22 protein-coding genes and 1 tRNA gene are annotated in these 25,462 nt (G+C 73.4%); 15 read left to right on the forward strand and 8 right to left on the reverse strand.

All coding sequences use genetic code 11. The features are described from left to right. Window positions 1-26 precede the first annotated feature (26 nt). The 5 genes from ACYP53_RS05560 (at window position 27) to mscL (ending at window position 4,712) form a co-directional block, all read left to right on the forward strand. Entirely contained in the window at window positions 27-1,511 is a 1,485-nt protein-coding gene (locus ACYP53_RS05560; RefSeq protein WP_189925222.1) for a potassium/proton antiporter, read from the forward strand. Between the two features lie 324 nt (window positions 1,512-1,835). After that, a complete protein-coding gene (locus ACYP53_RS05565) occupies window positions 1,836-3,224 on the forward strand; it encodes an MFS transporter (protein WP_229929194.1) in 1,389 nt (462 codons plus the stop codon). Window positions 3,225-3,375: 151 nt separating this feature from the next. After that, on the forward strand, window positions 3,376-3,669 hold the full coding sequence (locus ACYP53_RS05570; RefSeq protein ID WP_459646771.1) for an FmdB family zinc ribbon protein: 294 nt from the start codon (window positions 3,376-3,378) through the stop codon (window positions 3,667-3,669). 323 nt (window positions 3,670-3,992) lie between these two features. Beyond that, window positions 3,993-4,262: a hypothetical protein gene (locus tag ACYP53_RS05575; RefSeq protein ID WP_459646772.1), complete on the forward strand. Its 270-nt coding sequence runs from the start codon at window positions 3,993-3,995 to the stop codon at window positions 4,260-4,262. Window positions 4,263-4,292: 30 nt separating this feature from the next. Beyond that, on the forward strand, window positions 4,293-4,712 hold the full coding sequence (gene mscL / locus ACYP53_RS05580) for a large conductance mechanosensitive channel protein MscL (protein WP_189925214.1): 420 nt from the start codon (window positions 4,293-4,295) through the stop codon (window positions 4,710-4,712). A 42-nt stretch (window positions 4,713-4,754) separates the two neighbouring features. Here mscL and ACYP53_RS05585 read toward each other — a convergent pair whose 3' ends face one another. Together ACYP53_RS05585 and ACYP53_RS05590 are read right to left on the reverse strand one after the other, a co-directional pair. After that, window positions 4,755-5,015 (reverse strand): hypothetical protein, encoded by a 261-nt coding sequence (locus ACYP53_RS05585; protein WP_459646773.1) that lies wholly within the window; start codon window positions 5,013-5,015, stop codon window positions 4,755-4,757. A 182-nt stretch (window positions 5,016-5,197) separates the two neighbouring features. Continuing rightward, window positions 5,198-6,169: a sigma-70 family RNA polymerase sigma factor gene (locus ACYP53_RS05590; RefSeq protein ID WP_189925211.1), complete on the reverse strand. Its 972-nt coding sequence runs from the start codon at window positions 6,167-6,169 to the stop codon at window positions 5,198-5,200. Window positions 6,170-6,591: 422 nt separating this feature from the next. Between ACYP53_RS05590 and ACYP53_RS05595 the strand changes: the two genes are divergently transcribed. After that, window positions 6,592-7,461, forward strand: a complete 870-nt coding sequence (locus ACYP53_RS05595) for a phosphatase PAP2 family protein (RefSeq protein ID WP_459646774.1) — start codon at window positions 6,592-6,594, stop codon at window positions 7,459-7,461. A gap of 42 nt (window positions 7,462-7,503) precedes the next feature. Continuing rightward, window positions 7,504-8,379 (forward strand): carbon-nitrogen hydrolase family protein, encoded by an 876-nt coding sequence (locus ACYP53_RS05600; RefSeq protein ID WP_459646775.1) that lies wholly within the window; start codon window positions 7,504-7,506, stop codon window positions 8,377-8,379. Between the two features lie 83 nt (window positions 8,380-8,462). On the opposite strand, the gene ACYP53_RS05605 is transcribed toward ACYP53_RS05600, so the two are convergent. Beyond that, a tRNA-Arg gene (locus tag ACYP53_RS05605) sits at window positions 8,463-8,535 on the reverse strand. A gap of 177 nt (window positions 8,536-8,712) precedes the next feature. On the opposite strand from ACYP53_RS05605, the gene ACYP53_RS05610 reads away from it, so the two are divergent. Continuing rightward, window positions 8,713-10,248, forward strand: a complete 1,536-nt coding sequence (locus ACYP53_RS05610; protein ID WP_459646776.1) for a glycosyltransferase family 39 protein — start codon at window positions 8,713-8,715, stop codon at window positions 10,246-10,248. A 136-nt stretch (window positions 10,249-10,384) separates the two neighbouring features. Here ACYP53_RS05610 and ACYP53_RS05615 read toward each other — a convergent pair whose 3' ends face one another. Next, window positions 10,385-12,865: a hypothetical protein gene (locus ACYP53_RS05615; RefSeq protein WP_459646777.1), complete on the reverse strand. Its 2,481-nt coding sequence runs from the start codon at window positions 12,863-12,865 to the stop codon at window positions 10,385-10,387. Window positions 12,866-13,163: 298 nt separating this feature from the next. Here ACYP53_RS05615 and ACYP53_RS05620 point away from each other — a divergent pair, with 298 nt between their 5' ends. From ACYP53_RS05620 to ACYP53_RS05630, 3 genes are all read left to right on the forward strand, one after another. Further along, window positions 13,164-13,916 carry a GOLPH3/VPS74 family protein gene (locus ACYP53_RS05620; RefSeq protein ID WP_459646778.1) on the forward strand — a complete coding sequence of 251 codons (753 nt, stop codon included), beginning with the start codon at window positions 13,164-13,166 and terminating at the stop codon, window positions 13,914-13,916. A 505-nt stretch (window positions 13,917-14,421) separates the two neighbouring features. Further along, complete coding sequence (locus ACYP53_RS05625) at window positions 14,422-15,285, forward strand: helix-turn-helix domain-containing protein (protein WP_189925198.1); 864 nt, start codon at window positions 14,422-14,424, stop codon at window positions 15,283-15,285. After that, entirely contained in the window at window positions 15,282-15,497 is a 216-nt protein-coding gene (locus ACYP53_RS05630) for a DUF397 domain-containing protein (protein ID WP_189925196.1), read from the forward strand. Before ACYP53_RS05625 ends, ACYP53_RS05630 begins: the two co-directional genes overlap by 4 nt. Before the next feature lie 167 nt (window positions 15,498-15,664). Here ACYP53_RS05630 and ACYP53_RS05635 read toward each other — a convergent pair whose 3' ends face one another. Together ACYP53_RS05635 and ACYP53_RS05640 are read right to left on the reverse strand one after the other, a co-directional pair. Continuing rightward, window positions 15,665-16,780 (reverse strand): ADP-ribosylglycohydrolase family protein, encoded by a 1,116-nt coding sequence (locus tag ACYP53_RS05635; RefSeq protein WP_189925195.1) that lies wholly within the window; start codon window positions 16,778-16,780, stop codon window positions 15,665-15,667. A 188-nt stretch (window positions 16,781-16,968) separates the two neighbouring features. After that, window positions 16,969-19,557: a bifunctional FO biosynthesis protein CofGH gene (locus ACYP53_RS05640; RefSeq protein ID WP_459646779.1), complete on the reverse strand. Its 2,589-nt coding sequence runs from the start codon at window positions 19,555-19,557 to the stop codon at window positions 16,969-16,971. 181 nt (window positions 19,558-19,738) lie between these two features. On the opposite strand from ACYP53_RS05640, the gene ACYP53_RS05645 reads away from it, so the two are divergent. Genes ACYP53_RS05645 through ACYP53_RS05655 form a run of 3 tightly spaced genes read left to right on the forward strand, consistent with a single transcriptional unit; the run spans window position 19,739 to window position 22,982 of the window. Further along, a complete protein-coding gene (locus tag ACYP53_RS05645) occupies window positions 19,739-21,022 on the forward strand; it encodes a LolA family protein (protein WP_459646780.1) in 1,284 nt (427 codons plus the stop codon). A 3-nt stretch (window positions 21,023-21,025) separates the two neighbouring features. Continuing rightward, the gene (locus ACYP53_RS05650; protein WP_189925193.1) at window positions 21,026-22,087 is read left to right on the forward strand and encodes an ABC transporter ATP-binding protein; all 1,062 of its coding nucleotides are present in this window, start codon (window positions 21,026-21,028) and stop codon (window positions 22,085-22,087) included. Further along, window positions 22,074-22,982: an ABC transporter permease gene (locus tag ACYP53_RS05655; protein WP_189925191.1), complete on the forward strand. Its 909-nt coding sequence runs from the start codon at window positions 22,074-22,076 to the stop codon at window positions 22,980-22,982. The genes ACYP53_RS05650 and ACYP53_RS05655 overlap by 14 nt, the downstream gene beginning before the upstream one ends. Here the strand turns inward: ACYP53_RS05655 and rarD are convergent. Both rarD and ACYP53_RS05665 read right to left on the reverse strand, forming a co-directional pair. Beyond that, complete coding sequence (gene rarD / locus ACYP53_RS05660) at window positions 22,972-23,958, reverse strand: EamA family transporter RarD (RefSeq protein ID WP_189925189.1); 987 nt, start codon at window positions 23,956-23,958, stop codon at window positions 22,972-22,974. The genes ACYP53_RS05655 and rarD overlap by 11 nt on opposite strands. Before the next feature lie 157 nt (window positions 23,959-24,115). Then, window positions 24,116-24,961, reverse strand: coding sequence for an SDR family oxidoreductase (locus tag ACYP53_RS05665; RefSeq protein ID WP_189925187.1), 846 nt, complete (start codon window positions 24,959-24,961; stop codon window positions 24,116-24,118). Window positions 24,962-25,056: 95 nt separating this feature from the next. On the opposite strand from ACYP53_RS05665, the gene ACYP53_RS05670 reads away from it, so the two are divergent. Next, entirely contained in the window at window positions 25,057-25,452 is a 396-nt protein-coding gene (locus ACYP53_RS05670) for a winged helix-turn-helix transcriptional regulator (RefSeq protein ID WP_189925185.1), read from the forward strand. Window positions 25,453-25,462 lie beyond the last annotated feature (10 nt).

Genomic DNA, 25,462 nt, shown 5'->3' on the forward strand with positions numbered 1-25,462 from the left:
CCCATGCCTGCCCGAGGTGCCCCTGCGTGAACGTCGCCCATCTGAACCAGCTGCTCCTCGAAGCGTCCGTGATCCTGCTCTTCGCGGTGGTCGCCGTCCGGATCTCCACCCGGTCAGGGCTGCCCAGCCTGCTGATCTACCTGGGGATCGGCGTGGCGCTGGGCCAGAACGGGATCGGCCTCACGTTCAACAACGCCGAACTCACCCAGGTGATCGGCTACGCGGCGCTCGTGGTGATCCTGGCCGAGGGCGGCCTCAAGACCAGCTGGCGCGAGATCAAGCCGGTGATGCCGGCCGCCACCGTGCTCGCCACCCTCGGCGTCGGCATCAGCGTGTTCGCCACCGCGGCCGGCGCGCACTGGCTGGTCGGCCTGGACTGGCGCACCAGCCTGCTGCTCGGCGCCATCGTCTCCTCGACGGACGCGGCCGCCGTCTTCTCCGTCCTGCGGATGGTCCCGCTGCCGCACCGGCTCACCGGCCTGCTGGAGGCCGAGTCCGGCTTCAACGACGCGCCCGTGGTCATCCTGGTCGTCGCCTTCGCCACCACCGGGGAGCTGGACCCCTGGTACGTCCTGATCGGCACGATCCTCGCCGAGCTGGCGATCGGCGCCGCGATCGGCTTCGCCGTCGGCAAGCTCGGCGCCTTCGGGCTCAAGCACGTCGCGCTGCCCTCCTCGGGCCTCTACCCGATCGCCGTGATGGCGCTCACCGTGCTCGCCTACGCGGGCGGCGCGCTGCTGCACGGCTCCGGCTTCCTCGCCGTCTACATCTGCGCGGTGATCCTCGGGAACTCCAAGCTGCCGCACGGACCGGCCGTCCGCGGCTTCGCCGACGGGCTCGCCTGGATCGGGCAGATCGGCATGTTCGTGCTGCTCGGCCTGCTCTGCACGCCCGCGACCATGGGCTCCGCGGTGGTGCCCGCGCTGGTCATAGGCGCGGTGCTGGTCTTCCTGGCCCGGCCGCTCTCGGTGGTCGCCTCGCTGACCCCGTTCAAGGTGCCGGCCCGTGAACAGGCGCTGCTGAGCTGGGCCGGGCTGCGCGGGGCGGTGCCCATCGTGCTGGCCACCATCCCGGTGGTGTCCGGGGCGCACCGGGCCGAGGACGTGTTCAACATCGTCTTCATCCTCGTCGTCGTCTTCACCCTGCTCCAGGGGCCGACCCTGCCCTGGGTGGCCAAGCGGCTGCGGATCGGCGAGGGCTCGATGGGCCAGGACCTCGGCATCGAGTCCGCCCCGCTGGAGAAGCTGCACGGGCACCTGCTGTCGGTCGCGCTCTCCCCCGCCTCCCGGATGTCCGGCGTGGAGATCGGCGAGCTGCGGCTGCCCAAGGGCGCGGCGGTCACCCTGATCGTGCGCGAGGGGAACTCCTTCGTGCCGGACAAGGCGACGGTGCTGCGCGGCGGGGACGAGCTGCTGGTGGTCACCACGGACGAGGTCGGCGAGGCCGCGGAGCGGCGGCTGCGGGCCGTGGACAAGGGCGGCAAGCTCGCCGGGTGGCTCAACGGGCGGTGACGGGCGGCCCGGCCGAGCGGGGTGGGCCGGCCCGGCCGAGCGGTGCCGGGCGGGTCCCGTGGGGCCCGTGGGACTGGGGTGGACTGGCGGAATCTACGCGCGTAACTGTATGCTGGTTCGACCACGCCGTATAACCACCGCTAGACCACCCCAGCATCTGCCTGACGCAGAGTTGGCGCGACCGCTCGGCGGCCGCGGTCCGACCCCGGTAACCACCGGGCCGACCCGGTATCTACCCCGGTCGACGCGCGAGAGGACGACTCTCGGCGCCGTCGGGGCTCCACCATGCCCTGCCGCGCTACCAGGCAGCAGGAAGGACCGACCGTGACGGCCCGCCGAACGGTCGAGAACGCCGCGCACACCAGCGCGGACACCACCGCAGCCCAGCCCCCCGCCCGCGTCGGGTACGGCGAGCTGCTGCGCACCCCCGGAGCCTGGACCTTCCTGGCACCCGCCCTCGTCGCACGACTGCCGTACGCGATGCTCAGCATGGGCATCCTGCTGCTCGTCACCCAGACCCACGGCTCGTACGGCACCGCCGGCACCGTCACCGCCGTCGCCGCCGTCGCCCAGGCCCTGATCGGGCCGCAGACCGGGCGACTGGCCGACCGGTACGGGCAGGCCTCGGTGCTCGTCCCGACCGTGCTGGTGCACGCCGTCTCGGTCGGCGCGCTGATCGCGCTGGCGCTCGGGCACGCGCCGGCCTGGAGCCTGTTCCTGGCCGCCGTCCCGGCCGGCGCGAGCGTGCCGCAGATCGGCGCGATGGTCCGGGCCCGCTGGGTGGCCCGGTTCACCGCCGACGGCCCGTCCGACGCCTCGGCGGCCCGGGTCAGCACCGCCTTCGCCTTCGAGTCCGTGACGGACGAGTTCACCTTCGTGATCGGCCCGATCCTGGCCTCCGGCATCGCGGCCCTCGCCAGCCCGGCGACCGCCCTGGCCGCCGAGGCCGCGCTGACCCTCGTCGGCGGCCTGGCCTTCGCCGCCCAGCGGCGCACCGCCCCCGCCCGGATCGTGCCGCAGCCCGGCACCAAGCGCGCCTCGGCGCTCGCCTCCCCCGGCGTCCGGCTGCTGGCCGGGACCTTCCTCGGGGTCGGCGCGGTGTTCGGCGGCATGCAGGTCTCGGTGAACGCCTTCGCCGACTCGGTCGGGCAGCACAGCGCGGGCGGCACCGTGTACGGGATCTTCGCGGGCGGCTCGATGCTGGCCGGCGTGCTGTACGGCGTGATCGCCTGGCGGCGGCCCGTCCAGCAGCGGATGCTGATGAGCTACGCGCTGCTCGTGCTGGGCTGCTCCACGCTGTGGGCGATGCCGAACCTGGTCGCGCTGACCGTCGCCGGGCTGGTCTGCGGCCTGGCCATCGCGCCGACCCTGATCAGCGGCTACACCCTGGTCGAGACGCTGGTCGCGGACGGCGCCAAGACGGAGGCCTTCACCTGGCTGACCGGCGCCATCGGCCTCGGCCTCGCGGTCGGCTCGATGGCGGCGGGGAAGCTGATCGACGGCCACGGCCCGTCGACCGGGTTCCTGGTGCCGGTGATCGGCGCCGGACTGGGCCTGGTCGCGCTGTACTCGATGCGGCACCTGCTGGTGGCGCCCGGGGCGGGATCGACCCGGATCGTCGCGGGCTCGGCGGTGGGCGCCGGGACCGGCGCGGCGGCGGGCTCCGGCGAGCGTGGGGGCGCCCAGCAGCTGGTGGGGGCGGCCAAGGGCTGAGCGGGGCACGGGCGGGGGCCGCGTGCGGGCGGTGGTCGAGCGGCCGGGCCCGGTCGCATGTCACACCGGAGTCGCTGGACTGATCCAGCGGAATACCGCATCATTGACCATCGTTAGCACTCATCAGGCGAGAGTGCCAGGAGGAAGACAAGTGCCCACGTACCAGTACCAGTGCACCGAGTGCGGCAACGGCCTGGAGGCGGTGCAGAAGTTCACCGACGAGGCGCTGACCACGTGCCCCGACTGCCAGGGACGGCTCCGCAAGGTCTTCTCTGCGGTGGGTGTCGTGTTCAAGGGTTCCGGCTTCTACCGGACCGACAGCCGCTCCTCCTCCAGCAGCTCGGTCAGCTCCGGGTCCTCGACGTCCTCGACGTCGTCCACCCCGTCGCCCGCGCCGAGCACGGGCTCCTCGGCCCCGTCCAGCCCGGCTCCGGCCGCGAGCTGACGCCGCTCCCGGGGCGGAGACGACCCGGGCGCCCAGCACGTCCTCGGAAGGCCCGTCGGCCCCGCTTCCACGCGGGGCCGACGGGCCTTTCCGCGTTCCGGCGCCTTCGCGTGCCGGCGTCTCCTCGTCCCGGCGTCCCGCCGTACCGCTTCCGACACCTCGGGCGGGTCGGATCCACCCGTGCGGGTGTACGGAGCCGTCCGCGGGGGCGGGTTGTCCACAGGCTGGGGGAAACGGCTTCCCGGAGCCGTCCGGGGTGCGCATCGTGGGGGTCGTCAGCCGGTCCACCGGGGCCGGCCACCCGAACCCCCGGAGGTGCGTCCATGACGACCGTGAGCTTCTCCGTCCCACTGCCCGCGCCCGCCGTACCGCCCCGGCAGGAGCTGCCCGGCTTCCCGCCGATCCGGCGCGGGTGCGGCGGCTGGCACCGCTGGCGCAGCGCGGCGCGGCGGTCCGGGGTGCCAGCGCTGGTGCTGCTCGCGGTGGCCGCGGCGCTCGCGTTCGGGCCCGCCCGGGCCGGGCTGCCGCCGACCGGCGGGGGTGCGCTGGGCCGGACGGGTTGTCAATTCGGAGCCGCGGAAGATCACCCGTGACCTGGCGACGACTTCGTCGTTCGAGGCGGCATGAAGGGCTTCAAGGAATTCCTGCTGCGCGGAAATGTCGTCGAACTCGCCGTCGCCGTGGTCATCGGCGCGGCGTTCACCAGCATCGTCAACGCCTTCGTCAAGGGCGTGATCAACCCGATCGTCGGTGTGTTCGGAACGAAGGACCTGGGTTCCTACAGTTCCTGCCTCAAGGGGCCCTGCGAGGTGAGCCCGACCGGTGAGGTCACGTCCGGAATCCTCATCCTGTGGGGGTCGGTGCTCAGCGCCGTCCTGCAGTTCCTGATCACCGCGGCCGTCGTCTACTTCGTCCTGATCGTGCCCATGAACCGGATGGCGGCCCGCCGCACGTCGTTCGCCGAGGAGGCGGCGGAGGCAGAGGCCAAGGAGGTCCAACTGCTGACCGAGATCCGCGACGCACTGGTCGCGCCGATGCGCTGAGGCGCGGACCGTCCGTCCCGGTACGTTTCCCTGCCCGTTCCCTCAGTCCCCGTGGTGCGGCGGGCGCTGGCTCAGGTACCAGTCCAGCCCCCGCCCACCGCTTCCTCCCGCTCCGGAGCCCTCGCTCCAGCCGGCATCGGTGTCGTCCCGCGACTGCTGGTCCAGCGGGTCCCGGAAGACCAGCCGGGCCTTGGCCGCGGCCTCCTTCCGGCGGGCCTGGTCCTGGCTCCGGTGCTCCAGCGCCTGGGGCCGGTCCTGGTCCTGGGCCTGGTCCGTCGGCCGTTCCTGTTCCCGCTCGCTCACCCTGTCCACTCCGTCGCTCACATCGCCCTGCCCGTCACGTCCTACCCTCCAGCCTAAGAGCCCCGCGGCACGCCTCGGGCCCTGGTGCGGAGCGCTCCGCATCAGGGCCCGGGTGGGGCTCGGCAGGCCGTCGGTGCCTGGGGCCGGGGCCTGGGGCTGGCGCCTGGGTCAGGCGGTCTGGGTCAGGCGGCCTCGAAGCCCGCATGGTCGGCGATCTTCTTCAGCTCGGCCAGCGCGTGCTTCTCGATCTGGCGGATCCGCTCACGGGTGAGGCCGTGCTGCTTGCCCACCTCGGTCAGGGTGCGCTCGCGGCCGTCCTCCATCCCGTAGCGGGACCGGATGATCGAGGCCGTGCGGTCGTCCAACCGCCCGATCAGGCCGTCCAGTTCCTCACGGCGGAGCATGACCATCACGGCGTCCTCGGGGGACGTCGCCCCGGTGTCCTCCACCAGGTCGCCGAACTGGGTCTCGCCCTCGTCGTCCACGGACATGTTGAGGCTGACCGGGTCGCGCGCCCAGTCCAGCACGTCCTTGATCCGGGCCTCGGTGGTGTCCAACTCGGCCGCGATCTCGGCCGGCTCGGCCTCGCGGCCCAGCTCCTTGGACTTCTCGCGCTGCACCCGGCGGATCCGCCCCAGCTCCTCCACCAGGTGCACGGGCAGCCGGATGGTGCGGGACTGGTCGGCGATGGACCGGGTGATCGCCTGCCGGATCCACCACGTCGCGTACGTGGAGAACTTGAAGCCCTTGGCGTAGTCGAACTTCTCGACGGCGCGCACCAGGCCCGCGTTGCCCTCCTGGATGAGGTCCAGCAGCGGGAGGCCGCTGCGCGGGTAACGGCGGGCGACCGCCACCACGAGCCGGAGGTTGGAGCGGATGAAGACGTCCTTGGCGCGCTCGGCGTCGGCGGCTATCGCCTCCAGCTCCTCGCGCGTGGCGCCGCTGGGGAGTTCGTCCCCCTCCAGCAGGTGCTGGGCGTACACGCCGGCCTCGATCCGCAGCGAGAGCTCGACCTCCTCGGCGGCATCGAGCAGGGGCGTCCTGGCGATCTCGTCGAGGTACATGCCGACCAGGTCACGGTCGGCCTCGAAGTTGGTCGGGCGGGCCGCGCGAGTCCGGTCGGCCCTGTCGCGAACGACGGCACGGGTGGCCATGCTTGCTCCCTTTGCTGGTGGTTGCCGAGGTCTGCCTGCCTGCCCGGAGGGCAAGAAGTGCGGGCCCCGCGGGGCTCACACGTAACGATCCAACGAACAGATTCCGGACAACATTCCCAAGTCACTCAGATTCTTCCGCGAGATGCAGTATCCTGCCGGTTTTCACCCCGACTTTGGACGCTCGGTGACCACCCGGGCACATCCCGTGCCCTCATCCGACCGCTCCGGGGGAGTTTTCTTCACTCGACCCTCACGTGCGCGTCGCCTCTTCGTTGAACCCGCGAACGGGCGCCGGCGTTCCCATGCGCCCCCGCTTCCGCCCGCGCCCACGCCCCCGCGCGCGCAGGACCTCCTCACAAACGATGCCAAATCGCTATCACTCGAGCTCCTGATCCGCACGGGACACTGGGAAGGTGTCAGCCATGCACCTGACCAACAGCACGACCTCCGTCACTGCGCGTAACCGCAGTCTCCTTCGGGACGCCGCACTCGCGGCGGGCTGTGCCGCGCTGTTCGGCCTCCTGGCGGCCCTGGTGACGAGCCACTGGCACCCGCTGATCAGCTTCGACCAGGAGTGGATCGGCGAACTGCACACCTACGCCCGGGACCACCGGATCTGGACCGCCGCGGTGCAGACGCTCTCGGACATCGGCGGCACCATCACGATGCGTACACTCCTCGGGATCGCCGCCGTCTGGCTCTGGTTGATCGGCGCCCGGGTCCTGGCCGGCTGGGTGGCCGCCCAGACCCTGGTCGGCTGGGGCGGCCAGTGGGCCCTGAAACTGGCCTTCGACCGCGATCGGCCCACCTTCTCCGACCCTGTCTCGCACGCCGGCGGCCCGGCCTTCCCCTCCGGCCACGCCATGGCCTCGGCGATCACCTGCGCCGTGCTGGTCGGCCTGCTCTGGTACCGGGTCGGCCGCCGGGGCCGGATCGCCGCCTGCGCGGTGGCGGCCGTCACCGTGCTGACCATCGGCTGGACCCGGGTCGCGCTCGGCGTGCACTGGCCCAGCGACGTCCTGGGCGGCTGGCTCGCCGCCGGGTTCGTGCTGGGCGCCGTGACCACCGTGATCGAGCTCTGGCGGCCCGGCGCGCTCGCCCGTGACGTGCGGCGGGTCAACTGGCGCACCAGGCCCAGGGTCCAGCGGGTCATCGTGCCCTCCGTCCGGCCGCCCCGCACCGCCGACCCGCTGGACGACACCCCCCTCGGCGACGGTGCACTCGACGACGTCTCACTCGACGGCGGTGTGCGCGACGGGACCGCCGACCGGCCGAACCGGACCGCCCGCTGAGGGCCCGTCACCGTCCCTCGGCCCTCGGCTAGCGTGACGGCCATGTCCACCACCCCTGTTCCCGCCTCCGCCGCCGCCGGATACCCCGAGCGGCCGCTGCGGATCGCCACCGTCCAGGCCCAGGCCGTGGCCGGCGACATAGCCGCCAACGCCGTCCAGGCCGCCGAGCTGATCCGCGAGGCCGCCGGGGCCGGTGCCCGGCTGGTGCTGTTCACCGAGAAGTTCCTCTCCGGGTACGAGCCCGAGCTGATCCGCGCCGACCCGCGCGAGTACACCGTCCAGCCCGGCGATCCCCGCCTCGCGCCGATCGCCGACGCCTGCCGGGAGACGGGGACCGTCGCCGTCGTCGGCGCCGCCGTCCAGGACGGTGCCGATCTGCGGATCTCCGCCCTCGTCCTCGGCGCGGACGGCGAACTGGTCACCCGCTACGACAAGCAGTACCTGTTCAAGACCGAACGCGACCTCTACCGCCCCGGGACGGCCGGCTGCACCCTGGAACTGGACGGCTGGCGGCTCGGCCTGGGCGTCTGCTACGACTCCGGCTTCCCCGAGCACGCCCGCGCCGCCGCCCTCGACGGCTGCCATGCCTACCTGGTCGGCGCGCTGTTCAGCAGGGGCCACGGCCACCACGAGTCCCGCGTCTGGTTCCCGGCCCGGGCGCTCGACAACACCCTCTACACGGTGCTCGCCAACCACATCGGCCGCACCGGCCCCTGGCACACCTGCGGCGGCAGCGCGGTCTGGGGCCCCGACGGCCGCCTGCTCGCCGAGGCGAGCGAGGACCGCCGCGAGGTCGTCGTCGTCGACCTCGACCCGACCGTCCTGCGCACCACCCGCGAGAACGAGACCCTCCTCGCCGACCTCGCCCTGGCAGCCGGCCGGCCGACCGAGCCCCGCACCCGGATCAAGCTGTCCTGAACCGGGCCGGTGGTCGGGCTGCCCCGGGGAAACGGCGCAGGCCCCCGCCCGGAGTGGGCGGGGGCCTGCGACCCGCGTGAATGTGCCCCAGGCAGGATTCGAACCTGCGACACCGGCTTTAGGAGAGCCGTGCTCTATCCCCTGAGCTACTGAGGCGTGGCCCGGCTGTGACGAGGCCGGTCACAGCGTACCGGATCGGGGGTGCGGAGCGGTGTGGTGGACGGGATGCGTACGGGGGCGTGGGTGCCGACGGGGCGTCAGGGCGGGTCAAGTAGCCTGCCGGAATGTGCCCGATCCGCCCCGGCACACCGCGCAAAGGAGACGAAGGACCAGATGAGACCTGCTGTGCGCCCGGTCGTCCGGCTGTTGGAGCAGGTGTGGTGGTGGCCGGCGCTGGTGACGCTGGCGGTGGGCGGTTACCGGCTCGGGACGCCGGACCTGTGGCGGGACGAGATCGCGACCGCGACGGTGGCCACCCGCTCGCTGGGCGACCTGCTGCGGCTGCTCCAGCACATAGACGCCAGCAACGGCGTCTACTACCTGCTGATGCACGGCTGGACCGCGGTGTTCGGCGACTCGACGGTGGCGCTGCGGACACCGTCCGTCCTGGCGATGGCGGGGGCGGCCGCGTTCGTGGCGCTCACCGCCCGGCGGCTGTTCGGCGGCCGGGTGGCGGCGGTCGGCGCCGGGCTGCTGTTCGCGGTGGTGCCGCTGGTCTCCCGGTACGCCCAGGAGGCGCGCTCGTACGCGCTGGTGACCTGCGCGGTCGCGGCCGCCGCCTTCTTCCTGCTGCGGGCGCTGGAGCGGCCGACCTGGCGGCGCTGGGCGCCCTACAGCGCCGCGATGGCCCTGGCGGGCGCGGGGCACCTGATCTCGTTGAGCACGGTGGCCGGACAGGTCGCCCTGGTCGGGCTGCACCTGTGGCGCACCCGGGCGGCGGCGGACCGGCGGCTGCTGTGGCGGTACCCGCTGGCGGTCGCGGTCGCGGCGGTGCCGGTGCTGCCGGTGGTCCTGCTGGGCAGCCGCCAGTCGGACCGGCAGCTCGGCTGGATAACCACGCCGTCGCTCCGTCGCCTGGCCGAGTTCGGCCAGCACCTGTTCGGCTCGGACCTGGTCTTCTTCGCCTTCGTGCTGCTGGCGCTCCCGGCGCTGGCGCTGCCCGGCCGGCGGCTGCAGGCCTGGCAGGTGCTGCTGCTCGCCGAGCTGCCGGTGCTGGCCGTCTGGCTGGTGTCGCGCCTGGGCGGCACCTCGTACTTCATCGACCGGTACCTGCTGTTCACGGTGCCCGCCTGGGCGGTGCTGGCCGGGGGCGGGGTCGGGGCGGTGTACGGGGCGGTGGCGGCCCGCGCGCGGCGCGGGACGACGCCCCGGCGGGCGGTCGCGGCGGCCGGGCTGCTGGCGGGTGCGCTGCTCGCCGTGCCGGCCGTGGCGGCCCTGCCCGCGCAGCCCCCGGTGCGGTACGTCGGCTCGCACAACGACTCGGAGGAGCCGTACAAGGCCGCCGCCCGGACCATCGCGGCGGGCTACCGCGCCGGGGACGGGATGGCGGCCCCGCTGGGCGACCAGTCCTGGGCGATGGTCTGGCCCGGCGTCGGCTACTACCTGCCGTCGGACGTCCGGCCGTACCCGGTCTTCGTGGCGCGGAGCGCCGACGACGCCGAGGACCTGTCGCCGACGCCCTGCCCGGCGCCGGAGGACTGCCTGGGCCCGGCGTCCCGGATCTGGCTGCTGGTCCTCGGCGACACCGCGGACCCGCTGGGCGCCATGCCGACGGACCAGGCCCAGGTGCTCCGGACCCGGTACGGCGCCCCGGACCAGGTGACGCCGCTGGGCGGGTTCACTCTCGCGCTGCTCGACCCCACCACCTGATCACGGAGGCGGACCGGGACGGGGACAGGGACGCGGGAACGCCGAAGGGGAGCCGGTCCGTACCGGCTCCCCTTCGTTGTTCCCGCGGCGGCCCAACCGCTTTCAGCGGCCTCGGCCGCTCAGCGGTTCCGCCGGCTCACAGCGTGCGCAGCAGCCGGGACTGGATGGACGGCGGGTTGAGGTCCGCCTGGAGGGCCACCGGGACCTCCACCTTGTCCTCGCCGGCGCCCACCCGCAGCACGCCGACCTCCTTGCCCGCCTTCTCGGTGTGGCCGATCTTCGACGCGTCCAGGGTGACCGTGCCGGAGATGCCGGGGAAGCCGGCCACCGTCAGGTCCTTGGTCGCCACGACCTGGACCTTGCCGCCGAGCCCGTCGTCCACCGAGCCGACGACGTCGCCCTTCTTCACCACGGTCTGGCCGGTCAGGCCGTTCTGCGCGGCCTGGATCTGCTTGCCGCTGACCTTCAGCACGGTCGGCAGGATCCCGTCGCCCGGGGCGGACGAGGTGGCCGGCTGGCCCAGGGTGACGCCGAGGATCAGCCGCTTCACGCCGCCGATCTCCTTGTAGGCGGCCCACATCAGGCAGCCGCCGGCCGGGGTGCTGGAGCCGGTCTTGATGCCGATGACGCCGGTCTTCGGGTTGATCAGGTTGTTGGTGTTGGGGATCTTCACGTTGTTGAAGTTGGTCTCCGGGGTGGAGACGATCTGCCGGAAGATCTCGTCCTGCATGACCTGCTCGGCCAGCTTCAGCTGGTCCTTGGCGGTGGACTTGGTGTCCGCGTTGTAGCCCGCCGGGTCCGCGTAGATGCTGTTGGTCATGCCGAACTTGGCCGCGGTGTCGTTCATCAGCTTGACGAACGCGTCCTCGGAGCCGGAGTGGTAGCGGGCGAGCAGCCGGGCCACGTTGTTGGCCGAGGGCAGCATCAGCAGCTCCAGCGCCTGGTACTCGGTGAGCACCTGGCCCTCGGTGAGCGTCACCCGGGACTCGTCGGCGTTGCCGGACTCCTGCGCGGCCTGCTTGTCGACGGTGATCTTCGGGCCGCTCTCGCCCTTCTTCAGCGGGAACTTCTGCAGGATCAGATAGGCGTTCATCACCTTGGTGACGCTGGCGATCGAGGCCGGCGTCTCCTGGCCCGAGCTGCCGAGGCTGCCGACGCCGACCACCTCGGCGGCGGACTGGCCCTTGGCCGGCCAGGCGACGTCGAGCTGGTCACCGGAGAAGTTGTAGCTGCCGGTGGCGGTCATCTTCGTCTTGGGGTCCGGCAGCGGGCGCAGCAGCTGGGCCACCACGGCCGCGCCGAGCACCACGGCGAGGAAGACGGTCCAGATGGTGACCCGCTTGAGGGCGCGGCGCAGCGGCGAGACCGGCCGGGCGTTGAGGGTGGCCAGCACCTCCATCGCCTCCGCCGTGTTCTCCGGCGAGGGCAGCGGTTCCGGGGCGGGCAGCGGCTCGGGCGCGGGCAGCGGCGGGACCGGGGGCACCGGCCGCGGGTCGGGCTCGGGCAGCGGCTTCGGCGGGGGGACCGGCGCCGGCACGGGCGCGGGCTTGGGCCTGGGGGCCGGCTCCGGCGCGGGCTCGGGCTCGGGGAGGGGGGCCGGCTCGGGGGGCTCGGGCACCGTCCCGGCCGCCGGGGCGGCGGGGGCGCGCAGCGGCTTGGGCTTCTCCAGCTTCTCGGCCTGGCCCGGCTTCTGACCCGGCTGCCCGGTCGTGGTCAGCGTGACGGGGGCGGCGTCGGCGGGAGTGGGCTCGCCGGACTCGGTGGGCTCGTCGGATTCGGCACCCTCGGCACCCTCGGCGGCCGCGGCGCTCGCGGCCTTCTCCGGCTGCCCGGTCTTCGCGGCCTTCTCGGTCTTCTCAGCCTTCTCGGTCTTCTCGGCCTTCTCGGTCTTCTCAGCCGTCGTGGCCGACTCGTCAGCGCTCTCGACGGCCCCTGATCCGGCGTCCGTTCCGGTGTCCGATCCGGTGTCGGCGTCGGCGGGTTCGGCCGCCTTCTCCTCCCCCTTCGCGTCCCCCTTCTCCGCCGCCTTCCCCGCGGCAGCGGCGGCCGCCGCGGCCGTCCGCATGGCGAGACGGGGGTCGGTCGTGGACGGACGCTCGGCGGGCTCCTTCACGCCGGCGGCCGCCGACGGCGACTCCTTCTTCTCCCCCTCACCACCCGAACTCCCCTTGCCGGCGGCCTTCACCAGCTCGTCGGGCAGCCGCAGCGCGGTGGTCCTGTTGTCCACCGGAAGCCGCAGCATCGTCGTCTTGCTGTCCACATCCCGGACGCGGAGCTGCACGGTCGAGCCGGCCTTGGCCCCCGCCGCCGGAGCGCCGTCGGCCCCCTTCGCCGACGCCTCCCCCGACGTCTTCGGGCGCGCCTCGCCGGAGGTCTTCGCAGAGCTGTCCGGGGTGCCGTCCGAGGCGGCTTCGGCGGTCGCCCCGGCAGCGTCCGGGCCGGACCCACCCGCCGAGGAGTCCGCGGCTTCCGCGGAAGCCGCGCTCCCGACCGGCTCCGCGGACTCGACCGGCCCGGCGGCCCCGGCGGCACCGGCCGCCGTCGCACCGGTCCGTTCGCGCTCGCGGTCCCGCTCCCGCTCGCCGTCCCTCAGCACCCTGTCGGGGGACTCGCCCACGTATCCCAGCCTCCTCAACGCCCGGCGGGGCACCGGCGAACCCGATTTCGGGAAGCCGACGCCCCGCCCCGTGTACCTGTACAGTCTCCGCCACCGGCGGCCGTTCCCACCGCGCACACCCCGCCCGACCGGCGCTTATTGCCGCCGCACGGCCGGACCGCGGCCTGTTCACCGGTCAGACGCCGGGCCCGCGGCCGCCGGTTCCGCGCCTTCACCGCAAGGTCACGATTCGGAGGCGTACTCGACAAGCCCGTGTGAGAGGCGTCACCCTGTCTCTCATCCACGCGGGGAGGCTTGGATGGGCAAGAGCCGCAGAACTGTTCCCGAGGAACTCTTGCTGCTCGCTTTGGACCCGACCACGGGTACCACGGCGCAGCCGCAGACCCTCGACCTCGGACTCGCCGGGGCCCAGCTCGTCGAGCTGTCCCTGGCCGGACGGATCGTACCGGAGGGAGACCGGATCGCAGTCGTGCTTGCACGGCCGACCGGCGACCCGACCCTTGACCACGCACTGGAACTGCTGCGCCGACGCGGCAGTCCGGTCCGCGCGGCGCACTGGATCGGAGGGCCACGGCTGGGGCTGCGACAGACCTATCTGGCGCACCTGGAGCGCTGCGGCATGGTGACGGCCGTGCCGGGCCAGGTGTGCGGGGTGCTGCCGACGACCCGGTACCAGGCGTCCGACGACTGCACCAACGCCGCGATCAAGCAGCGGCTGGACACCGCGATCCGCACCGGTGTGCCGCCGGACCCGCGGACCGCCGCACTGGCCGCGCTCGCCCACTCGGTGGGCCTGGGCAAGCACCTGTACCCGGGCAACGAGGGCCGGTCCTCGCGGTCACGGCTGCGCGACCTGATCCGGTACGACCCGCTCGGCGGGATGGTCGCGCACGCCGTGATGGACGTGCAGAACGGCCTGCCGACGCAGCAGAACCGTTCATCCCAAGGCGCCGGGGCCGCCCCGGCCGCCACTGCCCGCTCCGGCGCCCGTACGGCGGCGGGCCGGGGCACGGGCGGGCGGGTTCCCGCCTCCCGGGTGGGCGTCCGTTGACCGGCGACTGAACGACCTCGGTCGCCCGACGGCGCGCGCCGCCTCGCCCACGCCCCCTGAGGCGCTGAGCGCCCCGGCGCGTGACCGGCACCACCCGTACGACCAGCGCCACCGGAACGACCGGCACCACCGCTACGACGAGCACCACCAGCAGCACCGAGGGGCGGTCGCCCCGCGACGCAAGTCGCCCGGCGACCGCCCCTCTTGCCGTCCCCGGGGCCCCGGCGGCCTGCCCCCGCACGTGCCGGTGGCATGTGCGGGACCGCCCGGGGGTACCCGTCGCACTATCTGTCCGAGTCGCCGAGTCGCATTACCACCTGGGGGCTTTCGCCGTCTCACAGAAGCGCTTTTCCGATGATCCGTTCTACCGCGCTGCTGTGATTCCCCGGCGCCGACCTGGCCCAAGGTGTCATGCTGCTCCAAGTCAGGGGGGTTGGTCCCAATGTCCGAAGTGTTCCGAGGACTGCCGTTCCAACGATCACCAGAGGTTCGGCCGGAGGTCGAAGTGTCCGCCAACGTCAATCCCACCGTCCGACGCCGACGTCTCGGTTCCGAGCTGCGCAAGCTCCGCGAGGGCCTCGGCATGACGGCCGAGGAGGTCGCCGGCCGGCTGATGGTCTCCCAGTCGAAGATCAGCCGACTGGAGAACGGCCGCCGCAGCATCAGCCAGCGGGACGTGCGCGACCTCTGCGACGTGTACAAGGTGGCCGACGAGCAGATGCGCGCCAGCCTCATGGAGATGGCCAAGGAGTCGCGCCAGCGCGGCTGGTGGCACGACTTCAACGACATGCCGACCCCGTACAGCGTCTACATCGGACTGGAGGCCGAGGCCTCCTCGATCCGCGCGTACGAGTCCTCCTTCGTCCCGGGCCTGCTGCAGACCGAGCAGTACGCCCAGGCCGTGGTCGAGGGCACCCAGCCGGACACCGACGCGGTCGCCGTGCAACGACGGGTCCAGGTCCGGATGAAGCGCCAGGAGCGCGTCCACGGCGAGAACCAGCTGGGCAGCCTGTGGACCGTCATAGACGAGGCGGCGCTGCGTCGCGAGGTCGGCAGCAAGGAGGTGATGGCCCGGCAGCTGCAGCAGATGCTGGAGCTCAGCCTGCGTTCGAACATCACCATCCAGGTGATCCCGTTCTCGCACGGCGCGCACCCCGGCATGACCGGGACATTCTCCCTGCTGGAGTTCCCGGAGTCAGCCGATTCCACGGTTGTCTACTTCGAAGGTGTGACGAGCGATCTCTACCTGGAGAAGGAGGCTGATGTGCGGCGCTATACCGGTCTGTACGACTACCTGAGAGCGGCCGCACTCGGTGTCGCGGAGAGCCGGTCGCTGATAGCCGACATCGAAAAGGACTTCCACGAATGATCACCCCGTCCGAGTACGGAACCCGATGGCGCAAGAGCAGTCACAGCGGCGGCCAAGGCGCCTGCGTGGAGATCGCCCTCCCCGGCGCGGGGGAGGTGGCGGTCCGGGACTCGAAGGATCCCAGGGGCCCCCAACTGCGGTTCTCCACCCAGGCCTGGAACGCCTTCGCCTCGGCGGCGGCGACCGGCGCCTTCGGCGAGCTGCCGGGCTGATCCCGTCGGGCGGTTCCCGTACCCGGACCAGTTGCCCGTAGCGCTGTCCGTCGCCCCGCGGCGGTCGGCGCTACGGGCAACTGCCGTTTCGGGCCGACGTGCAGGGCTGAGGCGCAGGACTGACGTACCCGGCCTTCCGCACCGGGCCGCCGCGCCGGGGTCCCGCCTCAGCCGCCCACCGGGTAGCGGGCGGACCAGTTGGCGCCCTCCGGCGTCCGCGGGTCGTGCAGTTCGGTGCCGTGCATCAGCTCCAGCACGAAGTCGTCGGCGAGTTCGAGGATCGCCTGGCGTCCCTCGACCCCGGCGACCAGGCCCGGCGGCAGCGCGGTGTCCCCGTGCAGCACCCCGAGCAGGTTGCCGCAGATCGAGCCGGTGGCGTCGCTGTCGCCGGAGTGGTTGACGGCGAGCAGCAGGCCCGAGCGGACGTCGTGGGCGACCAGCGCGCAGTAGACCCCGATCGCCAGCGCCTCCTCGGCGACCCAGCCCTCCCCCAGCGCCTCGACCCGGTCGGCCGAGGGCTCGCCGGCCCGGACGGCGTCCAGCGCGCCCCGCAGCGCGGTGGTGGTCTCCTCGTGCCCCTGCCGCTCGGAGAGCAGGGCCAGCGCGAGGTGGACCCCCTCCTCCAGGGTGCCGCCGCGGGCCACCGACTGGACGATCACCGCGAACGCGCCCGCCGCGAGGTAGCCGGTGGGGTGGCCGTGGGTGAGCACCGAGCACTCCACCGCCAGCTGGAAGACCAGGCCCGGTTCCCAGGTGGTGAGCAGGCCGAACGGCGCCGCCCGGACGACCGTGCCGCTGGCCTTGGAGTGCGGGTTCTTGGGCCGCTCCAGGGTGCCGAGCCGCTCGGCGTCGGGCCCGGTGAGGCCGGACAGGCAGCCCTGGCCGGGGGCCCGCTGGGCGTACAGCCACTCCTCGCGGCCGAGCCAGCCGAGGTCGGGGCGGCGCTCGTCCGGGCCCCAGTCGCGCTGGGTGGCGGCCCAGCGCAGGTAGGCCAGGTGCAGGTCGGTCGGCGGGTGCCAGCTGCCGGTGTCGCGCCGGATGTGGGCGCGGACGAGTCCGTCGACGGTGAACAGGCTGAGCTGGGTGTCGTCGGTGACGGCGCCGGTGCGCCCGTACGCGGGGACGTAGCCGGTGACGCCCTGCGGGCCGTGCTGGGCCCGGATCTTCTCCAGCGCCTCGAACTCGACGCCGGCGCCGAGCGCGTCGCCGACGGCCCCGCCGAGCAGGCAGCCCCGCACCCTGCTGCGGTAGTCCTGCTGCTGGGCGCGTGACCACAGTGGCATCACGACGGGGCGCCTTTCCTCGGGACGGGGGCCGCACGACGCTCGGCCGGTCGCGCGCCCTCGCACTGTACTTCGACGCCCCGTGCGGATCGACGGCATCCCTCGAACTGGAGTGCCCCGCTCCGGCCCGTCGCCCGTCCCCTCCCCGGGTCCCGCCGCCGCCCGCCCGGCGGCCGGACCCGGTCCGCTCAGTCCAGCAGCGGCAGCAGCGCCGGCAGGTGCCCGTCCGAGGCCTTGGCCGCGGCCTGCCGCTCGGCCGGCACCTCGCCGTAGGTGGTGGTGCGCTGGCGGTGCGGGCGGCCCGCCGCCTCGGCGATCGCCTGCAGGTCGCGCACCGACTTGTAGCTGCCGTACGCCGAACCGGCCATCCGCGAGATGGTCTCCTCCATCAGCGTGCCACCCAGGTCGTTGGCGCCGGAGCGGAGCATCTCGGCCGCGCCCTCGGCGCCCAGCTTGACCCAGCTGGTCTGGATGTTGGGGATGTGCGGGTGCAGCAGCAGCCGGGCCATCGCGACCACCGCGCGGTTGTCCCGCGCGGTGGGGCCGGGCCGGGCGATGCCGGCCAGGTAGACCGGGGCGTTGGTGTGGATGAACGGCAGGGTGACGAACTCGGTGAAGCCGCCCGTGCGTTGCTGGATCCCGGCGAGCAGCCGCAGGTGGCCGAGCCAGTGCTTCGGGGTGTCCACGTGCCCGTACATCATCGTGGACGAGGAGCGGATGCCCAGCTCGTGCGCGGTGGTGACCACCTCGACCCAGGTGGCGGCCGGCAGCTTGCCCTTGGTGAGCACCCAGCGGACCTCGTCGTCCAGGATCTCGGCGGCCGTGCCCGGGATGGTGTCCAGGCCCGACTCCTTGGCCCGCTGCAGCCAGTCACGGATCGACAGTCCGGTGCGGGTCGCGCCGTTGACCACCTCCATCGGCGAGAAGGCGTGCACGTGGATGCCGGGCACCCGCTCCTTCACCGCGCGGGCGATGTCGAAGTAGGCGGTGCCGGGCAGGTCCGGGTGGATGCCGCCCTGCATGCAGACCTCGGTGGCGCCCACCTCCCAGGCCTGGGCGGCCCGGTCGGCGACCTGCTCCAGCGACAGGGTGTACGCGTCCGCGTCGGTGCGGCGCTGCGCGAAGGCGCAGAAGCGGCAGCCGGTGTAGCAGACGTTGGTGAAGTTGATGTTCCGGGTGACGCAGTAGGTGACATCGTCCCCGACCGCGTCCCGGCGCACGTCGTCGGCGATCCGGCAGAGCGCGTCCAGGGCCGGGCCGTCGGCGTGGAACAGGGCCAGCGCCTGGTCGTCGGTCAGCTTCTCCGGGTCGTCGGCGGCCACCGCGAGGGCCTCGCGGAGGTCCCCGGCGAGGCGCTCGGGCGCGCCCTCGGCGAGCACCTGCTCGCGCAGCACCTCCCAGTCGCCGTACACGTCCTCGAAGTCGGCCCGGCGGTCGCCGGTGCGGCCCTCGGTGTCGACGGCGGTGTGCAGGTCGGTCCGCCCGTACGCCTGCGGCAGGTCCTCGGGCTCCTGCCAGGGCAGGCCGCGGACCACCGCGTCCGGGTCGGCCAGGCCGGTCTCCGGGTCGGACAGCGCGCGGACGTGCGGCAGCACCCGCGGGTCCAGCCAGGGCTCGCCGTGGCGCACGTACTCGGGGTAGACGGCGAGGCGTTCGCGCAGTTCGAAGCCGGCCGCCGCCGAGCGCTCGGCCAGGCGGTCGATCTGCGGCCAGGGCCGCTCGGGGTTGACGTGGTCCGGGGTGAGCGGGGAGACGCCGCCCCAGTCGTCGATGCCGGCGCCGATCAGCCGCTCGTACTCGCCGTCCACCAGGTTCGGCGGGGCCTGCAGGCAGGCCGTCGGGCCCAGCAGGTGGCGGGCGACCGCCACGGTGGCGACCAGCTCGTCCAGTTCGGCGTCCGGCATGCCGCGCATCGCCGTGTCCGGCTTGGCGCGGAAGTTCTGCAGGATCAGCTCCTGGATGCCGTGGTACGCGCGGGAGACCTTGCGCAGCGCGAACAGCGACTCGGCGCGCTCCCGGTACGTCTCGCCGATGCCGATCAGCAGGCCGCTGGTGAACGGGACGGAGCTGCGGCCGGCGTCCTCCAGCACCCGGAGGCGGACGGCCGGCTCCTTGTCCGGGGAGCCGAAGTGCGGGCCGCCGGGCTCGCTCCACAGCCGGGTGGCGGTGGTCTCCAGCATCATGCCCATCGAGGCGGAGACCGGCTTGAGCCGCTGGAAGTCCGTCCAGCTCAGCACCCCGGGGTTGAGGTGCGGCAGCAGGCCGGTCTCCTCCAGGATGCGGATCGACATCGCCCGCACGTAGGCGATGGTGTCGTCGTAGCCGTGCGCGTCCAGCCACTCGCGGGCCTCGGGCCAGCGGTCCTCGGGCTTGTCCCCGAGCGTGATCAGGGCTTCCTTGCAGCCGAGTTCGGCGCCGCGCCGGGCCACCTCCAGCACCTCGTCGGGGGACATGAACATCCCGTGGCCGGCCCGGCGCAGCTTGCCGGGGACGGTGACGAAGGTGCAGTAGTGGCACTTGTCGCGGCAGAGCCGGGTGAGCGGGATGAAGACGCTCTTGGAGTAGGTGATGATCCCGGGCCGGCCGGCCGCTTCGAGGCCCGCGTCGCGCACCCGGGCGGCGCTCGCGCAGAGGTCGTCCAGGTCCTCGCCTCTGGCCTGGAGCAGCACGGCGGCCTCGGTCACGTCGAGGGCGACGCCGTCCCGGGCGCGGCGCAGGGCGCGGCGCATCGCGTTCGCGGTCGGCGGGGTGCTTGCGTCCATGGCGGTTCCGTCCATGGCGCGACCCTACGCCAGGGGTGCGACCCCGGGATGAGCAACCCTGAGGCCGTCTCAGGGTCGGCGTACCCACGAAGGCCAACCCGATCTGGCCCTGCAGGGCGATGCCGGCGGCGGCGCGGCGGCCTCTAATGGAGGGGCAAGGGCAAACGGACGTGTCCGCAGAGGAGTTGAGTACGCCATGACCAATGACAAGGCGACCGGGGACGAGCTGGACGGCGGTGTGCCGTACCGCTCGCGGCGGCGCGTCCTGGTGCGCGCCGGGGTGCCGGTGGCGGTGGCCGCGGTGATCGCCGCGGGCATCGGGCTGGTGCCCGCGCTGGCCGCCGACTCCCCGCCCGACCTGCCGACGCTGACGGCGGAGCAGATCGTGGCCAAGGCCCTCGGCTCACAGACCCAGGCCCTCTCCGGGACGGTCACCGTCAGCACCGACCTCGGCCTGCCCAGCCAGCTCCTGGGCATGGCCGGCGGGCTCGGCGGCGCGGGCGGCGGTGTCGGCTCCGGCGGCACCGGCGCGAGCGGCCAGTCCTCGCCCGCCGACCCGCAGGGCAAGCTGCTCGGCCTGCTCGGCGGCGACCGCACGCTGCGGGTCGCCGTGGACGGCCCCGAGCACCAGCGGGTCGACATGATGGAGAACATGGCCGGCTACACCATGGTCCGCAACGGAGACCAGGCCTGGGCCTGGGACAGCTCGACCAACAGCGCGCTGCACCTGATCGGAGCGGCGGCCCAGCTGCCCCGCAAGCAGGCCGATCAGCACCCCGGCGCACCGCTGTCCGAGCTGCCGACCACCCCGCAGGAGGCCGCCCGGCAGGTCCTGACCGCGAGCGCCGGCACCACCTCGGTCACCGTGGCCGGGACGGCCAACGTGGCCGGGCAGAAGGCCTACCAGCTGAGCGTGAAGCCGACCCAGAGCGGCTCCACCGTCGCCGAGGTCCGGATCGCGGTGGCCGCCGACAACGGCGTGCCGCTCGCGGTGGCGGTGAAGTCCATCGACGGCACCACCGTGCTGGACCTCCGCTTCACCGACGTCTCCTTCGCCAAGCCGGCCGCCAAGACCTTCGACTTCACCGCCCCCAAGGGCGCCAAGGTGACGGAGAAGAAGGCGGACCAGGCGGCGGCCGAGGCGGCTGCCGAGGGCAAGGCCGAGGCGGCTGCCGAGGGCAAGGCCGCGGCGGGCGCCGACGCCGGGGACCACGAGCACCTGAACGTGATCGGCGAGGGCTGGACGGCCGTGGTCGCCACCCAGCTGCCGGGCGGTCCGGTCGAGGTGCCGAAGGACGGCAAGCACGCCGGCCGCGGCTCGGTGAACCCGCAGGGGCTGATCAAGTCGCTCGGCAAGCAGGTCGCCGGCGGCACCCTGATCAGCACCAAGGTCGTCAACGTCCTGCTCGCCGACGACGGCCGGGTCTTCGCCGGCGCGGTGACCCTGCCGGTCCTGCAGCACGCCGCCGGGGTGAACTGACGGATGACCAAGGCTCCCGTAACGGGGGACGTTACGGAGTCGGCCGGGGGCCCGGGCGCGGAACCGCGCCCGGCCCCCGCTCCTCTTCCGCCCGCTTCCCCCACCGCCACAGCTTTCCTCGGTTCCGACGACGTGATCAGGACCCGCGGCCTGACCAAGCGCTTCCGGGGCGGCCAGCTCGCCGTGGACGGCCTGGACCTGGCCGTGCCGCGCGGCTCCGTCTTCGGCTTCCTGGGCCCCAACGGCTCCGGCAAGACCACCACCATCCGGATGCTGATGGGCCTGATCGCCCCCACCTCGGGCGTGGCCACCGTCCTCGGCGAACCGATGCCGCAGTCCGTCGCCACCGTGCTGCCCCGGGTGGGCGCGCTGATCGAGGGCCCGGCGCTGTACGGCTTCCTCTCCGGGCGGGACAACCTGATCCGGTTCGACGCCGCCGACCCGACCGCCGACCCGCGCACCCGCCCGCAGCGGGTCGACACGGCGCTGGAACGGGTCGGCCTGAGCGCCGCGGCGCGCAAGAAGGCCCGTGCGTACTCGCTCGGCATGAAGCAGCGCCTGGGGCTGGCCTCCGCGCTGCTGCAGCCGCGCGAGCTGCTGGTGCTGGACGAACCGACCAACGGCCTGGACCCGCAGGGCATGCGGGAGATCCGGGCGCTGATCCGGGAGGTCGCGGCGGAGGGCACCACGGTGTTCCTCTCCTCCCACCTGCTGGACGAGATCGAGCAGGTCTGCACCCACGCGGCGGTGATGTCCCGCGGCCGGCTGGTGGTGCAGGGCACCGTCGCCGAGCTGGCCGCCCGGGCGCAGGGCCGGCTGGTGGTCCGCACCCCGGACGTGGCGCGGGCCGTCGAGGTGCTGGCGGCCCACCGGGTCACCGCCCTGGTGCCCGGCGAGGACCGGGTGGACGGCGAGTTCGGCGAGCGGGACGACGAGGCGCTGCCCGAGCTGTGCGCGGCGCTGGTCGCGGCCGGGGTGCGGGTGCACGGCTTCGGGCTGGAGCGGGGCACGTTGGAGGACGCCTTCGTGGCGCTGACCGGGGAGGGCTTCGATGTCGCGGGCTGAGGCGGCCGGAGGGACCGGGACGGCCGGGCGGACCGAGGCGGTACCGGCGGTCGGCCGGCGGCCGCGGACGACGGCCGGGTTCCTGGCCCTGTTCGGCAACGAGCTGCACCTGACCTTCCGCCGGATGCGCACCAAGGTGCTGCTGGGGATCCTGGCGGTGCTGCCGGTCCTGATCGGGGTGGTCGTCAAGCTCAACACGGACGGCCCGCACGAGGGCGGCGGCGGTCCGAGCTTCATCGCGCAGACCACCCAGAACGGGCTGTTCCTGGTCTTCACCGCGCTGGCGGTCGCCCTGCCGGTGTTCCTGCCGATGACGGTCGGCGTGGTCGCCGGGGACGCGGTCGCGGGCGAGGCGGCCACCGGGACGCTGCGCTACCTGCTGGTCGCCCCGGCCGGGCGGACCAGGCTGCTGGCCGCCAAGTTCACCGCCGGTCTGGTGTTCTGCCTGGCCGCGACGGCGGCGGTCGCGGTGGCGGCCCTGGCCACCGGTGCCGCGCTCTTCCCGCTCGGCGAGGTCACGCTGATCTCCGGGGACACCATCGGCCTGGCCGACGCGCTGCTGCGCGCGGTGCTGGTGGCCGGGGTGGTGGCCGCCTCGCTGGCCGGGCTGGTGGCGATCGGGCTGTTCGTCTCCACGCTCACCGGCAGCGGCATCGCGGCGATGGCCGCCACCGTCGGGCTGGTGATCACCGTCCAGATCCTGGACGCCTTCCCGCAGCTGGACGCGATCAGGCCGTTCCTGTTCACCCACTACTGGCTCAGCTTCTCGGACCTGCTGCGCGAGCCGATGTACTGGGACGGCGTGCTGAAGGACCTCGGGCTGCAGGCCGCCTACGTCGCCGTGTTCGGCTCGGCCGCCTGGTCCCGCTTCACCAGCCGGGACATCAGCGCGTGACGGCTGCCGCGGCCTCGGCCGACTGATCCGCCGGTGCGGGCCGTGGCACGGCCGCGGCCCGCAGCGCGCGGTCGGCGCGCACCTGGCGCAGCGCGTCCCAGGTGAGCAGCGCGAGCGCGGCCCAGACCAGGCCGAAGCCGGCCCAGCGGGCGGGCGGCATCGACTCGTGGAAGACGGCGACGCCGATCAGGAACTGGAAGACCGGCGCCAGGTACTGCAGCAGGCCGAGCACGGTCAGCGGCACCCGGACGGCGGCCGCGCCGAAGAACAGCAGCGGGATCGCGGTGATCACCCCGCTGAGCATCAGCAGCCCGGAGTGGCCCAGGCCGTACGAGCCGGCCACCGTGTGCCCGAAGGTGCCGCGCCCGCTGACCTCCAGGTAGACCAGGTAGCCGAGGGCGAACGGGAACATGAAGGCGCTCTCGGCGGCCAGGCTCTCCAGGCCGCTCAGCCCGACCTTCTTCTTCAGCAGGCCGTAGGTGGCGAAGGAGAGCGCCAGGGTCAGCGCGATCCACGGCAGCCGCCCGTACGCGGCGGTCAGCACGGCGACGGCGAGCGCGCCGACGCCGACCGCCGTCCACTGCGCGACGCGCAGCCGCTCCTTGAGCACCAGGACGCCGAAGGCGATGGTGACCAGGGGGTTGATGAAGTAGCCGAGGCTGGTCTCGACGACGTGCCCGGCGTTGACGCCCCAGATGTAGACGCCCCAGTTGACCGAGATCACGGCGGCCGCGCCGGCCAGCATGGCCACCCGGCGGGGCTGGCGCAGCAGCGGGCGTATCCAGCTCCAGTGCCGCTGGACGACCAGCAGCAGGACGACCGCGACCAGGGACCAGACCATCCGGTTGGCCAGGATGTCGTCGGCGGCGCCGGGCTCCAGCAGCGGCCAGAACAGGGGGAAGAGCCCCCAGATGCCGTAGGCCGCGAAGCCGTACCAGAGGCCCCGGCCGTTGTCCCGCTGGTCTGTCTCTGGCATGGCCGAGTGCCCTTCCGCGCGCGTGTGGTCGAGGTGACCGTAGCGGGCGGAAGGGCGGACTGTCATCTCCGTTTCCGTATTTTGGTCATGACAGTGCTTGCGTGCCGGACAGCCGGGGCCGTTTCAGGAGCTCAGACGGTCAGGGCAGTGAAGGCGATCAGGCGGTCAGCGCCGCCCGGACGGAGTCGGCGAGCGGGACGGTCGGGCGGCCGATCAGCCGGGCCAGGTCTCCCGGGGTGCCGGCCAGCTCGCCACGGGCGATGCCGGCGTCCACGTCGACCAGGACCTCGGCGAAGCCTTCCGGCAGGCCCGCGCCGACCAGCACGGCCAGGTGCTCGGCCGGGGCGACGTCCCGGTGCTCGACCGGCTTGCCGGAGGCCTTCGCCAGCTCGGCGGCCAGCTCGGGCAGGCTCCAGGCGGCGTCGCCGCTCAGCTCGTACACCGCGTTCGCGTCCTCGCCGCGCAGGACCGCGACCGCCGCGTCGGCGTAGTCGCGGCGCGGGGCGGTGGCGATCCGGCCCTCCCCGGCGCTGCCGAGGACCACGCCGCGGGCCACCGTGCCGGCCGCGTCGCCCAGGTAGTTCTCGGTGTACCAGCCGTTGCGCAGGAGCGCGTACGGCAGGCCGGAGGCGAGGATCAGCTCCTCGGTCGCCTTGTGCTCGTCGGCCAGCCGGAAGGTGGCCGCGCCCGGCGCGCTGGTGTAGGCGAGCAGCGCCACCCCGGCGGCCGCGGCGGCGTCCACCACGGCCCGGTGCTGCGGGATGCGGCGGCCGACCTCGCTGCCCGAGATCAGCAGCACCCGGTCGCCGGCGGCGAAGGCGTCGGCCAGGGTCTCCGGCCGGTCGTAGTCGACGACCCGGACGGTCACGCCGCGCGCGGCCAGGTCGGCGGCCTTCTCGGCGGAGCGGACGGCGACCGCCACCTCGCTCGCGGGGACGGCGGCCAGCAGGCCCTCGACGACGAGACGGCCGAGCTGGCCGGTGGCACCGGTGACGACGTACATGGGGATGCTCCTTGGAATGGGGTTCCGACCTCGAAACTCACCCTAGGGGTGGCACTAACCTTTCGAAAGTACGCACTTCAAAGTAGGGTACTGACATGAAGGTAAGCGAGCAGCTGAGGGAGTTCCCCCCGCCCAACGTCTTCGACCGGATGTGCCCGTCGCGGGGCGTGCTGGAGCACGTCACCAGCCGCTGGGGCGTCCTCGTCCTCGGCGCGCTGCACGAGCGCGGCTACCGGTTCAGCGAGCTGCGGCGGCAGGTCTCGGGGGTCAGCGAGAAGATGCTCGCCCAGACCCTGCAGACGCTGGAGCGGGACGGCTTCGTCCTGCGCGAGGCGCACCCGGTGATCCCGCCGCGGGTCGACTACAGCCTCACCCCGCTCGGGCGGGAGGCGGCGGAGCTGGTCGCGGCGCTGGCGCGCTGGTCGGAGCGGCGGGTGCCGGCCGTGGTCACCGCCCGCGAGGAGTACGACGCCCGGGCCACCGCCGGGTGACGGGCGCTAC

This window comes from Kitasatospora sp. Ki12 (assembly GCF_054601375.1).